We start from the raw sequence: 12,953 nt of genomic DNA on the forward strand, positions 1-12,953 counted from the left end.
TCAAAAATTTGCTACCATACTCAATGAGTGATTGTGATACTGGGAGATAAGCCATGCAAATCCATTCAATGAGACCGACGGTATTATGTTTTTCAGGGTTAGATCCTTCGGGCGGTGCGGGCATTCAAGCTGACATTGAGTCAATCGGCGCCTCAGGCGCACATGCCGCTGTGGCTTGCACTGCTTTAACTGTTCAAAGCTCCCAAAAGGTTTTTGGGTTTGAGGCTGTGGATAGCGCGCTGCTTGCCGCTCAGGCCAAGGCAGTCTTGGAGGATTTGCCGGTACGCGCCATCAAGTCTGGCATGATGGGCACGGTGGATAATATTCACGCATTGGCACATTTGTTTGAAAGTGGCGCAATCGCGACTGGGACCCCTTATGTGCTGGATCCAGTTTTGGTGGCAAATACCGGAGGCGCTTTGGGAGATCCCAAGACTTTGGTAAAAGCGTTTGATAAACTTTTACCATACGCCGCTTTGACCACGCCAAATACGCACGAGATTCGTGCCCTAAGTGGATGCCAAGATCTACACGACGCCGCCAAATCGCTCAATCGCCGCGGAGCAAAGGCTGTGCTTGTCAAAACTTCTCATGACTTTCAATCAGGCGATATTGAGCAGTTTTTATATATTGATGAGCAGATCGCCCATACCAGTGTTGTGCCAAGATTGGTAGGTGAGTTTCATGGCTCTGGCTGCTCGCTGGCAAGCCATATCGCTGGACGCTTGGCAATGGGTGACGATCTTATCAGCGCCATCATAGCCAGCGACGCGTGGATTCATCAGGCACTGATTCATGCTAACAGACCGCACTCAGACCCAGAGGCACAGATGATTCCAAATCGCTTTATTTAAGTGATCAAAAATTCAATGGATAAAAAATCGGGACATATATTTTGTCCCGATTGATCATGGCTTAGCCGCCCCAAATGTGCCTGCCAATGATGCCAATAAAATTTTCTAATAAAAGCAAACCAAATAGCGCCGCCAAAAATGACAAATCAATCATACCAAGATTTGGTACGAAGCGACGAAATGGCGCCACGATTGGCTCAGACAGCTGCATCAGCACGAACATTATGCTGTTATTGATATTTAAAAAAACCACCAATAAACTACAGACCGCCGATGCGATCATCGTATAACGCACCAATTGTAAAAACTTCATAATGGCGCTCAAAGAACCGACAAAAAACAGCTCAATGCCAGTCATTGATACGCCTAAAATGGCATTATTAGCGGCGATATTAATCAGATATAGCAGCAGCATCAAAACCACCGCCGCCAAACTGATGCGCCCACCACCCATGTTTGGGAAAATACGAGTAAAAATATCAACCACGCCAGTTAAGCGATAGGTTGCACGCGCCAAAGGCTCGCTGCCATCAATCTGTGCCAGCTGAATCATAAATCGTACAAATAAGAGCATCAAAGCAAAGTTGATGAGCATGTTTGTCAAAACAAAAGACAATGAATTCATAAATGATATCTATAATGGATAAAAATTAGCTCTGACTGAGCGTCTGACCCAGCTCAAAGCTGCGATCGCTACACGCCTGCATGGCGCGAGCAAAAGCACCGCCTACATCGTCTCGATATAAGCAATCAAGCGCTGCAGCGGTGGTGCCGCCTTTGGAGGTGACCTGCTCTCGCAGCGTCGCAGGGTCTTGGTCTTCTGCCAAAGCTGCTGCGCCGCGCATACTTTGTACTGCCAAAGCGTGTGCATCCTCTGGCGACAGTCCCATTTCCACCGCTTTGGCAATCATATTTTCAAGCACATAAAAAAAGTAAGCTGGCGCTGAGCCTGCCACTGCGGTCACAGCGTGCAGCAGTGACTCATCTTCCACCCAAGAAACCATGCCTGAAGCCTGCATGATGTTTTGAGTCATCAAGCGCACTTCTTCGCTTGGGTTTGAGGCGTATAGCCCAGAGGCTCCAAAGCCTTGGCTGGCAGGTAAATTAGGCATACAGCGCACAATATTACGATAGCCGCCAAGCATATCTGACAAAGTATCCACAGACATTCCTGCTGCGATGGATAGGACGATTTGCTCATTAAGATACGGTGCGATACTACCAGCCACATCACGCATGACTTGGGGCTTGACCGCCAATACCACGACATCGGCGCCCTCGATGATTTGCTTAGCGTCATCAGGACTGACCGCACTCAATCCTTTGGCAATAAACTCATCAAGCTTGGAAGGATCGCTGTCAGAGACCCCCAAATTTAGGGTTAAATGATGCTCGTGTTTTGCTTTTAAAAGCCCATCGATGATGGCTCTTGCCATATTACCACCGCCAATGAAGCTGATGGTTTTTTCATTGAGCGCACTAAAATCTGTCATCTGTTTTCTCCGCCGTCTTTGACTGATATCCTTAGCATACAAGCATGGATATCTGATGGATTAATGGGAATCAAACGCATTGTACACCATTCGCCCTATTGGTGCAAAATTATCCAAACGCTGACCGCTACTCAAGTCCCATGCCATCATCGGCGCTATCAAATATTGGCGATCATGCACCGTGATTCGCCACAGATGCGCTCTTAGCCAAGGTGGAAGCCTGAGTTTTTGAGCCAGTTTTTTACCTTTGTAGTGGTGCTTTCCGATGATGAGCGACTCGTTTTTGGTGATTTTTTGAATGTGGCTAATATCTGCCATCAGCCTTAGCTGACATCTACCATCATCCGCCAGCACCCACCCATGGTCATCCGCCAGTGCCTCTGTCATGTGTGTGCCAAATAGCTGCCACACATCAGCGCGGTAACGATATAGGCAGTCATCATAGCGACACAGGACATAAGCCGAACGCGCAGCTTGCCACAATAGCTGACTGCTATGATCATTATCCTGTCGGTAAATCATCTCAATAACCTGACGACTCAGCTGATGACTTGGCGGCAGCGGTTCATCACCTTGAAGCCAGCGGTGTAGCACCAGTGTCTGCTCAGGCTCTGATAAATTGAAAAAATCCTGAATGGCAAGCACTCGCTGATAAGGTGTTTGGTTGGCAGGATGCGCCAAAGATGCCAGTAAAATCTCCATCTGCTGATCCACCAGGGCAGATGCCGTCGATAGTAGATCAGCCGACCGACTGATATTCTCAATCGCCTTAGGATTGAGCGCCAAAAGATGCGGCAAGATATCTTGACGAATGCGTCCTCGGGCATAGGCAGGATCAGTGTTGGTCACATCATTGACATAAGGCAGCGCATGGGCTTTGGCAAATTGACTGATCCTGTCTCTAGATATCGCAAGCCATGGTCGCCACAGTGTGATGGTTTTGGTCATCTCGTCTATGCGCACAGTTTTGGCTTGCCAAGCTTTCATGCCCGATAGCCCTTGGAGTCCTGCGCCCGAAATCAGCCGCATCAGCACAGTTTCAGCTTGATCATGTGCATGGTGTGCAAGCATCAGCACATCGCCTTGGTTCATGACTTTGCCAAAGGCGTGATAGCGTGCTTCGCGAGCGTGTGTTTCGCTATTTTTTGGTAAATTAACTTTTAAAACTTGACACTCAAACCCATGCTCGTCCGACCATCTTTCTACCAGCTGCGCCCAAGTATCATTTGCCGCCTGCCACCCATGATGCACATGCAATAGTGTGGGCAAAGTTTTTATCACACCTTGCCGATATAACATCAAGCAGGCATAAGCCAAAGCCAATGAGTCCCTACCGCCGCTGCAAGCCAGATATAACTTAGCGCGAGCGGGCAATGCCAGCCCTTCAAAAGCTGTCGATAAGGGTGTCAAAAGATCGTCAGGCATAAACTTTACCAACTCCAATAAAAAACAAGGAGCAACTTTTACCCCTTGTTCTTGATATATTGATTATAACAACTTTATTATAGTTGCTGTCAATTTATAGCGATACTTTTGAATTAAACTGCATGAGCCGCTGATACCGCTTTTCAAGCAGCTCATCAATCGGCAGCGCTTGTAATTCTGCCAATTGTACAGTCAGCAGGCTTTTGAGCGCTGCCATCACAGGCTCGGACGCTTCGTGAGCACCGGCGGCGCCCTCGTCAATGACTTCGTCAATCAAGCCAAGCTGATGCAGATTCACGGCATTGAGCTTGAGTGCTTCTGAAGCATCAGGCGCCTTTTCAGCAGTTTTCCACAAGATAGACGCGCACCCTTCTGGGGAGATGACCGAGTAGATGCTATTTTCAAGCATGTTCACTTTATCCGCCACACCAATGGCAAGCGCGCCGCCCGAGCCGCCCTCACCGATCACCGTGGCGATGATGGGTGTTTTTAGGCTTGAAAACACCGCAATGCTTTTAGCGATCGCTTCGGCTTGACCACGCTCCTCGGCACCGACACCAGGATAGGCACCTTGGGTATCAATAAAAGTAAACACCGGCAGACCGAAACGCTCCGCCAACTGCACCAAACGGATGATTTTGCGGTAGCCTTCAGGATTTGCCATGCCAAAATTATGTGCGATCCGCTCGCGTGTGCTGCGCCCACGATGCTGACCGACCACGAGCACCGGCGCACCATTGAACCGAGCCAGACCGCCCAGAATAGCACGATCATCCGCAAAAGCGCGATCTCCATGCAGCTCATCAAATTCATCAAACAGCGAATCAACATAATCCAAAAATAATGGACGCTTTGCATGACGCGCCAATTGCACGCTTTCCCAAACTTGATTCATAGAACACTCAATAAATTGTACAAATGTAAACTGATATTAAGTTTAGCACTTTTTTTGGGTCTCGTCATCTGTTTTATCTAAATTTTGATGCTTTTGGTAACATTTTAGCGGATTAATGACAACAGCCGACCACTTCTAGAAGTACGCCCCATTTGGCAAATTGGCGCGCATCTTGTTCAAGCTGATCTAAGATCAAATCTTCATGTAAGCCAAAGCCGACGGTCACCTGCCAATGATCTGGCGTGATCACATGCAAATCAATCGCTGCTGCCTTGGTGGTACGGCTTTGGCTGGATTGTACAGCCAATCTTAAAATCAAGCACAGATACACCAATTTGCGACCGCCAAGCTCCTCGACTGTCTCTAGGGCATCCGATTTTAGTTTGCGGCGATGGTGTAGCACGATTTGTGCCATCATCTCTTGCCCGATTTGAGAAAATCCTGCAATGTCTGAGTGCTCAAGCAAATAAGCACTGTGGCGCTGATAATTGCTATGCCCTACCGCCAAACCGATCTCATATAAATTGGCAGTTCGGCGCAATAAATCCGCGTCTTCTTCATTAAAATCCAAAGCATCTTTAGCGTGATTAAACAATCTGGCGGCGCGCGTCATCACACGTCCTGCTTGCTTGACATCCACTGAATATCGCTCCGCCATCGCTGCCACCGAGCGGTCACGCACATCCTCAGAGTTTAGGCGACCCAGCATATCGTACATCACACCTTCTCTGAGCGCACCGTCTGAATAGCCAAGCTCATCAATCTGCAAAGTCTGCATGATCTCAAGCAGCTCCGCCACGCCTGCTGGGAAAACAGCTTGGCGATGGGCTTTGACGCCTTCAAATTCAATCTTATCGACACTGCCAAGCTTAATCAGATGTTTTTTGAGTTTTTGCATACCATCAAGGGTGATACTCTCAGTGCTAAGCCCAAGCTCAGCAAGCACCAAGCGCGCCGCCTTGATCGTGCCTGATGAGCCGATGGCATTATCCCAGCCGACTTTTTTATAGCGTTTGGCGATCGCCAGCAGTTCAGCTTGCGTGTACTTTGCGGCTTGATCAAAGGCTTCTTCGGTGATTTTACCGTCAGCAAAAAACTTTTTGGTATAAAACACACAGCCCATTTGCAAAGATTCCATCTCAATCGGCTCAAACCCCTGACCGATAATAAACTCCGTCGAGCCACCACCAATATCAATGACCAAGCGCGTGTCGGTACTGGCATTTGAATGCGACACACCCAAATAAATCAAGCGCGCTTCTTCGCGACCTGAGATGATCTCAATTGGCTTTGGCAAAATGGCATTGGCACGGCGAATAAATTCAGCCGCATTCACCGCTTTACGAAGGGCGTTAGTGGCGACGATGCGCAAACGGCTGGGATGAATCTCCGTCACATGCTGCGCAAAGCGGTTCAAGCACTCCAAGCCACGCTGCATCGCTTCTTCGGACAGCATATTATCATCATCCAAGCCTGCTGCCAGCTGGACTTTTTCTGAAATGGAGGCAACTTTACGCACTTCACCATGATCCAAACGACCGATTGCCAAATGAAAACTGTTTGAGCCCAAATCGATAGAGCCTAGCATCTCATCGCGACCGATGGCGACCGCATCATGGATGGCGCTGGCGATTTGTTGGTGGCGTTGGGTGTTGTCTAAGACGGCTGGTTTCATGGCAAATCCTTGGATAATATGTTCAATAAATGGGGTTATTTTACGACAGATGGTCGTTTTTATCCATCAATTTTGCCCAGCTTGTCTACCAAAATTACTGACTTTTGATCAGTTTTAGGACATCTTCAGGGATCATATCTGTCATATCGCTGGGCACAGGTGCGATGTATCGGCTTGGGCGCTGATCGTCGGCATCGTCGGTTTTTTCAAGCTCAAGCTGCCAAGCATGCAAGCAAAGGCGCCCCACCGCCAGCGCCGATGGGTTTTGCTGATATTTATCATCTCCAAGCAGCGCATGCCCGATGTGCGCCATATGCACCCGAATCTGATGCGTGCGTCCAGTGGCAGGCATCGCAAGCACCAAGCTGACAGGGTGACCGCTGAGTTCAAATTTTGCCAAAGTTTTTATTTTGGTCAGACTTGGTTTGGCGCGCTCATCACCTTTTTGTTCATTTGGATGAGCGACTTTTACACGGCGCTCACCATTTGCCAAAGTATAGCGAAGCAAAGGCTTGTCAATATTCATCTGATCAGCATTGACATAACCTGATACCAAGCACAGATACTGTTTATGAATGGTCTTGCTGCGAAACTGCGTTTGGAGCGCCTTTAGGGTGCTGCGTTTTTTGGCGATTAATAGCAGCCCTGAAGTATCTTTATCAATCCGATGAATCAGCTCAAGATATTTTTTGCCCGTTGCCATGCGCATCGCTTCAATCACCCCAAAACTCTCGCCCGAGCCGCCATGCACCGCCATGCCGTGCGGCTTATTGAGCACCATCAAGCCATCATCTTCAAAGATGATGCGTGCAAGCAACCCTTTGGCGAGTTGCTCGCTGATGATCGGCGCTTCGCGTACGCTCAAGCGGACGGGGGCAATGCGCACCACATCGCCTGCATACAGCTTATCATGCGCCTTGCATCTTTTGCCATTGATCCGAATTTCATCGCTACGGATCAATTTATACAGATGTGAGCGCGGTAACCCCTTAAGTCTGGCTAACAAAAAATTATCCACCCGCTGCCCATCTTGATTATCTGTGACGGTCAAAAAATTCACCTGATCAAAATTTGTGATGGCGACATCTGCGGATTGCTTGGCAGGTTTTTTATCAGTAATGCCTTGCTTGGTGGTTGTGCGCGATGATGTACGCTTGTGGGAGCCTGATGTGCCGGGTCTGGCATTTTTGGCAGAGTGATGACTTGTATCACGAGCTGATGACTGTTTTTTCGGCATTTTTTGTAAATTTTTCATAGTTTTGACATTTTTTAGTAGGCGTTTGGCAAAAGTTTTGGTATAGTTTATCATGTTGCAACTTAGGACAGGATAATTTTTATCTTGATAGAAAAATTTTATCCCATCACTGCAAATTTATAAAACCTTTGATCGGCACTTATCATCAAGCACGGTAAGAACGAACGCACCATTGTGTGTGTCGCCATCATCGTCATGAGATGAGATAATACATCAAATTGATAAGATTTATTTATCGATCATTTGATTCATCATGCCTAATGACATCCGATGATAGCGCCTGTTTGTTTGATAAATTTGACCTGCAACCACCAAAATATCATTCACTAAACAAAAGTTTGACTGTGTTAAATAAAACTTTTGTAATGCAACTTCGGTATTGATACCGTACAAGATTTTGCCAGTCGCCCATTGATGCGCATGGTATGATTTTGGGAACTATTGGTTCAAAAGCACAAGACAGACTCTGCTTTTGCAAGGCAATCCCCAATAAAGCCCAAAGAAACAGTGAGTTTTTAAAATCGGTGCAAGCGGTTTTAATGTTTATCCAAGATGGATAGATTTGTAACAACTTAACCCATCACGCCCAAGACAGCTTGGGCGTGATTGATAAATCTTCGTAAACTTAATACCGATGTTGCTTGACTTGGGCGATTTTGCCCATTAAGGAACATCATGAAACGCATATTAATTAACGCCACGCATAACGAAGAGATTCGTGTTGCGCTCTGTAAAGACAATCATCTATACGACTTCGACCTTGAAAATCGTACTCGTGAACAAAAAAAAGCGAACATCTACAAAGGGCACATTACCCGTGTAGAGCCTTCTTTGGAAGCTGCGTTTGTTGAGTATGGCTCAGCGCGCCAAGGCTTTTTACCGCTTCGAGAAATTGCTCCTGAATACCTAAACGGCAATGCGCGCGAAGATAGCATTAAGCAGCTCATCAAAGAAGGCGATGAAGTCATCGTTCAAGTCGAAAAAGAAGAGCGCGGCAACAAAGGCGCGGCGCTCTCAACATTTATCTCATTGGCGGGTAGATATTTGGTTTTGATGCCAAATAATGCCAAAGCAGGCGGTATCAGCCGCCAAATCTCAGGCAAAGTCCGTGAAGAGATGAAGCAAATCATCGCAGGTCTTAGCCTACCAAAAGGCATGAGCGTCATCGTTCGTACCGCAGGTTTGGGCAAAGGTGCTGTCGACCTTCAAAATGACCTTGATCATCTGTTAGACATTTGGAAATCCATCCAAGACCAAAACAAAAACCGCCCAAGTCCTTGCTTGGTGCATCAAGAAGCCGGCGTGGTCACACGTGCGGTGCGCGATTATCTGCGTGATGACATTGGCGAAGTATGGATTGACAGCGAAAATGCTTATGATGAAGCGGCAAATTTTATCAAAGCCGTGATGCCAGCTCAAATGAGCAAACTGCGTAAATACACCGACTATGAGCCGATGTTTGCGCGTTTTGGTATTGAGCGTCAAATCGAAACTGCTTATCAGCGCGAAGTGCGCTTGCCTTCTGGTGGCTCAATCGTCATCGATCAGACCGAAGCTTTGGTATCCATTGACATCAACTCATCAAAATCTACCAAAGGCTCAGACGTCGCCGAAACCGCCTACCACACCAATTTAGAAGCTGCCGATGAAATCGCTCGCCAGCTGCGCCTAAGAGACATGGGCGGCTTGATTGTCATTGACTTTATTGACATGAATGATCCGCGCCACCAAAAAGACGTCGAAAAACGACTCATCGAAGCGACGCGCCATGACCGTGCGCGTGTTCAATTTGCCGAGATCAGCAAATTTGGTCTGATGGAGATGAGCCGCCAGCGCCTGCGTCCATCACTAGAAGAAGCCACAGGTTATATCTGCCCACGCTGTCATGGTAATGGCATGATTCGTGATTTGCGCTCTTTGTCGCTGTCCATCATGCGTCAAATTGAACAAATCGCCCTAAAAGAGCGCATGGGCGAAATCCAAGCCGAAGTGCCAACCGACATCGCTGCTTTTTTATTAAACGAAAAACGTGAAAGCTTGGTATATCTTGAGCAAGACAGCGGCGCACGCATCACCATTTTGCCGCACGCGCATCTTGAAAGCCCTAACTTTAGCTTGCACTTTAATCCAGATGGTTTTGCGCCATCAAGCTATGAGCGCATCGCGGACACCGAAGAAAAAGAAAATATTGATCGCGGCTATGAAGTCAACTGGCAAACAGAGTACGAAAAACAAGACTCAAACCGCTGGCAGAAATCCGAACCAAAGCCTACCCAAAAAGCCCCTGCTGCCGAGCCAAAACCAGCAGCCAAAGCTGAACCTCAAGCAGTGGCATGGCTGTCCAATCTGTTCGCACCAAAGCCACAAGCCAAAGTTGCTGGCAGCTTAGGGACGGCAGATGCTGCTTCTGCTATCGAAGCATTGGTAAACGGCGGCGCAGTAAGCCTAGGCGCAGCGGGCATCATGGCAGATATCCCAGCACCGACAGCGGAATCAAATGCACGCCCTCAAGCAGAAGACAAGCGCCATAAAAAGCCTCGAAATGCCAAGAAGGAATCGGTCGAAGAAACCACTGCCCAAGCCCCTGAAAAAGCGGACAAAAAAACCAAAAAAGAACGCGATAAAGAACACTATCCAAAGCGTGAAGCAGGTTCTCGCCGTGAGTCTCGTGGAGAGATCGTGCGCGGTGAGACGCTTCATAAAGCCGAAGAAAAAGTAGAAAAAACAGAGAAGGCTGAGAAGCCAGTTCGTGCTGACAAGCCTAAATCTGAAAAAGCCGATAAGCCGCCACGTCAAAAAGCGGCCAATCCTGAAGATGTGGTGCTACATGTAAGCAGCATCAAAGCCGCTGAAAATAATGCGCAAGTCATACATCTTTCGCTAGATGGCAGCAAGTCAGCAAAACCATCCAAAGACGAGCCGTCGAACACCAAAGACGACGTTAAAGACGATGTCAAAGCTACACCTCAAACTTATGCAGACAAAGCGATCAAAGCGCAAAAAGAGCCCATGCCTGTCAAGCCCAAGCCAGATGAAGTTGAGCCGGCTACACAGCCAGACGAGATCGGCACGCCAACTACAGTCTCATCCACTGAAGGCATTGAGCCGAAACTGGCTGAAAAAATTCAGGCGCTTGCCAAATCGATGAATAAGGCTGCCAATGACCCTCGAGTGGTACAAATCGCCCTTCGGCAAACCCAGGCTGTCAATCTTAATGGGATGACAGCAGGAGCGCTTATCTTGCGCATCTTAGGTGAGTCTGCCACAGGCAATTTTGTGACTGATTTTATGAATGCAGTGGCAAAGATGTCAGCACCTTCACAATTTGATTTTGCTAACTTTGGTTACTCACCACTGGATGCCGCTGCAAAAGATGAGTTTGGCAAATTGACCCAAGCCACCGCTCAAGCCTCGGCTCCACAGGGTAAAACTAAGACCGAGCCGCGCCCAATTACGCGACGCGCTGCCAACGACCCTCGCGGTCAGCATCCTGAGTATGTCGAAGAGACCAGCACTGGCAATGAGCCGGCGATCGAAACTGTTTTACAGGATGCCGATCAAGCCGCCTGTACTGTCTCGGACAGCGATATCGCCCCAGCCCAAGCAGTCGCCCAAGTGACGGAAACTGCCGAATCTCGACTAGAGGATATTGCTGATGACCGCAGTGCAGATAACCAAAGCGCGCAGGTGATCATCGACACTAAAGCGTCGGATGAGGCATCCAAACCGGCTACCGCGTCTGCACCTGACTCGGATGACAGCCAGCTTAGCGAAGCGGTTGAAGCAGTTGAACATCTGATCGATGATGCCATCGATGCCACTGCGCTTGCTGCAGAACAAATCTCTGACAGCATTGGTGACACCGTCAGCGAGACGATGGCTAATATCTCAACCGTCGTCTCAGCGACTGCAGATCTTCTTCTGCCTGATATGGCTGATGACGCCGCTACAGAAGCGGAGGAAGATGGTCATGAGCAGGACGAACCTGAAAATGGCAAAGCCAAAAAAGGCAGCCAAATCAAAGAGATCACCGCTAACCAAAAAACAGAGCGCAAGACCAAAGCAAATAGCTACAAAGACATGATTGAAAATGTCGCAGGTCAGCTACAACCTCAGGTTGGCATCTTAAATCTGATGGCAGCCAAGCCTGCCAAAGCGCCCAAGCCAACCAAAACGAGAGCGCCTAGAAAGCCAAGCAAAAAACCAACTAAGGTAGAAGTGCGCAAGCTATCTAAACCTGTGGAGCCCTCGGAGTTGCCATCTGCTGAATCGGCAGATGATTCAGCCAACAACTGACGCACAGAGTATGTGCATCAAAAAGCGCCATGTGTATTCATGGCGCTTTTATTATTTTAGGCTAAAATGACTAAAACTTAAGGGCATCAGGGTGATATTTTTTATTGAGCGCGCGTAAAATTGCCAAACTTTCAGCATCCATCTCACCGGTTAAGCGCTCAGGACGAAAATGCAGCTGAAACGCATAAATCACATTTCGGCTTGCCCGATCCCATTCATCGCTTGAATTTATATGATAGCCATAGCGCGCCAGCTCCTGTTTGATTCGGCTAATGGGTATGGCATCCATTCCTGCTTGATTCAGCTCCATCAAAAACTGATCTTTATCATCTTCATCATACCATGCGCCGATCCCATGCTCACGATATAGATACTCCCAAGGAAATTGCGCACCTGGATCAATTTTTCGAGAAGGCGCAATGTCTGAATGACCCACGATATGGGTAGGCTTGATGTCGTATTTTTTGATGAGGTGCGACAAAAGCTCAGCCACTTTTTGAATCTGAAGTGGTTTATAAGGCACATAAGCCTCAGGCGGCAGATAGTTTTTTGAGCCCAAATATTGCTGATAGACGCCTTCATTGACGATCTCGATGCCGATGGAGATGTCATTGAGCGCAGACTTACCTTGAAAGCGGCTCATCCCTGCGTGCCAAGCTTTTTTGTGATCTTCGACCAATTGATAAATACGTGGATCCGTCCCAGACGGAATCAGATAGTGGCTGCTGACTCGCCCAGTGGTCAGCACCTCCAAAGAATTTTGATCATCTTCAGCGGTATAGTGGAGCACGATGTACTCAATACGCTCAGATTGACCTTGTGCTTGGTGAGCAGTTTCGATAGGGAAGCGAGTTGTCACACACCCTGTCAATAACATGGTAGCACTAAGCGCCGTTAGCAAAGCTTTTTTTATCATCGTCATTTGATACTGATCGTAATCTAAGATAACATAGAATTTTAGCAAACAAATGTGAAAAATTAACAACAATTGACCCAAAGATCAATTGTTGTTAATCGGATAACATCCCATCTGTATAAACCGAGTGTCAAACTAAGATGG

Annotated in this window: 9 protein-coding genes; 2 read left to right on the forward strand and 7 right to left on the reverse strand. The window is 47.8% G+C overall.

The window, feature by feature from the left end; translation table 11 throughout:
• Positions 1 to 68 precede the first annotated feature (68 nt).
• Positions 69 to 854 carry a hydroxymethylpyrimidine/phosphomethylpyrimidine kinase gene (locus AO382_RS06705; protein ID WP_064619399.1) on the forward strand — a complete coding sequence of 262 codons (786 nt, stop codon included), beginning with the start codon at positions 69 to 71 and terminating at the stop codon, positions 852 to 854.
• 61 nt (positions 855 to 915) lie between these two features.
• On the opposite strand, the gene AO382_RS06710 is transcribed toward AO382_RS06705, so the two are convergent.
• From AO382_RS06710 to AO382_RS06735, 6 genes are all read right to left on the reverse strand, one after another.
• Positions 916 to 1,479 carry a YggT family protein gene (locus tag AO382_RS06710; protein ID WP_064611541.1) on the reverse strand — a complete coding sequence of 188 codons (564 nt, stop codon included), beginning with the start codon at positions 1,477 to 1,479 and terminating at the stop codon, positions 916 to 918.
• 25 nt (positions 1,480 to 1,504) lie between these two features.
• Positions 1,505 to 2,347: a pyrroline-5-carboxylate reductase gene (gene proC / locus AO382_RS06715; RefSeq protein ID WP_064619280.1), complete on the reverse strand. Its 843-nt coding sequence runs from the start codon at positions 2,345 to 2,347 to the stop codon at positions 1,505 to 1,507.
• 60 nt (positions 2,348 to 2,407) lie between these two features.
• The gene (tilS, locus tag AO382_RS06720) at positions 2,408 to 3,772 is read right to left on the reverse strand and encodes a tRNA lysidine(34) synthetase TilS (protein WP_064619283.1); all 1,365 of its coding nucleotides are present in this window, start codon (positions 3,770 to 3,772) and stop codon (positions 2,408 to 2,410) included.
• A 94-nt stretch (positions 3,773 to 3,866) separates the two neighbouring features.
• Positions 3,867 to 4,667, reverse strand: coding sequence for an acetyl-CoA carboxylase carboxyltransferase subunit alpha (locus AO382_RS06725; protein ID WP_064619286.1), 801 nt, complete (start codon positions 4,665 to 4,667; stop codon positions 3,867 to 3,869).
• Between the two features lie 112 nt (positions 4,668 to 4,779).
• Positions 4,780 to 6,342: an exopolyphosphatase gene (gene ppx / locus AO382_RS06730; RefSeq protein ID WP_064619289.1), complete on the reverse strand. Its 1,563-nt coding sequence runs from the start codon at positions 6,340 to 6,342 to the stop codon at positions 4,780 to 4,782.
• 94 nt (positions 6,343 to 6,436) lie between these two features.
• Entirely contained in the window at positions 6,437 to 7,651 is a 1,215-nt protein-coding gene (locus AO382_RS06735) for an RluA family pseudouridine synthase (protein ID WP_064619292.1), read from the reverse strand.
• A 621-nt stretch (positions 7,652 to 8,272) separates the two neighbouring features.
• On the opposite strand from AO382_RS06735, the gene AO382_RS06740 reads away from it, so the two are divergent.
• Positions 8,273 to 11,893 (forward strand): Rne/Rng family ribonuclease, encoded by a 3,621-nt coding sequence (locus AO382_RS06740; protein WP_064619296.1) that lies wholly within the window; start codon positions 8,273 to 8,275, stop codon positions 11,891 to 11,893.
• A gap of 70 nt (positions 11,894 to 11,963) precedes the next feature.
• On the opposite strand, the gene AO382_RS06745 is transcribed toward AO382_RS06740, so the two are convergent.
• Positions 11,964 to 12,809: an N-acetylmuramoyl-L-alanine amidase gene (locus AO382_RS06745; protein WP_064619299.1), complete on the reverse strand. Its 846-nt coding sequence runs from the start codon at positions 12,807 to 12,809 to the stop codon at positions 11,964 to 11,966.
• Between the last annotated feature and the right edge of the window lie 144 nt (positions 12,810 to 12,953).

Origin of the sequence: Moraxella catarrhalis (assembly GCF_001656295.1) — a bacterium.
GTDB lineage: Bacteria > Pseudomonadota > Gammaproteobacteria > Pseudomonadales > Moraxellaceae > Moraxella > Moraxella veridica.

Coding starts and splice junctions, on each gene's coding strand:
- AO382_RS06705 (WP_064619399.1), top strand. CDS start 69: ATGAGACCGACGGTATTATGTTTTTCAGGGTTAGATCCTTCGGGCGGT.
- proC (WP_064619280.1), bottom strand. CDS start 2,347: ATGACAGATTTTAGTGCGCTCAATGAAAAAACCATCAGCTTCATTGGC.
- ppx (WP_064619289.1), bottom strand. CDS start 6,342: ATGAAACCAGCCGTCTTAGACAACACCCAACGCCACCAACAAATCGCC.
- AO382_RS06745 (WP_064619299.1), bottom strand. CDS start 12,809: ATGATAAAAAAAGCTTTGCTAACGGCGCTTAGTGCTACCATGTTATTG.
- AO382_RS06710 (WP_064611541.1), bottom strand. CDS start 1,479: ATGAATTCATTGTCTTTTGTTTTGACAAACATGCTCATCAACTTTGCT.
- AO382_RS06735 (WP_064619292.1), bottom strand. CDS start 7,651: ATGATAAACTATACCAAAACTTTTGCCAAACGCCTACTAAAAAATGTC.
- tilS (WP_064619283.1), bottom strand. CDS start 3,772: ATGCCTGACGATCTTTTGACACCCTTATCGACAGCTTTTGAAGGGCTG.
- AO382_RS06725 (WP_064619286.1), bottom strand. CDS start 4,667: ATGAATCAAGTTTGGGAAAGCGTGCAATTGGCGCGTCATGCAAAGCGT.
- AO382_RS06740 (WP_064619296.1), top strand. CDS start 8,273: ATGAAACGCATATTAATTAACGCCACGCATAACGAAGAGATTCGTGTT.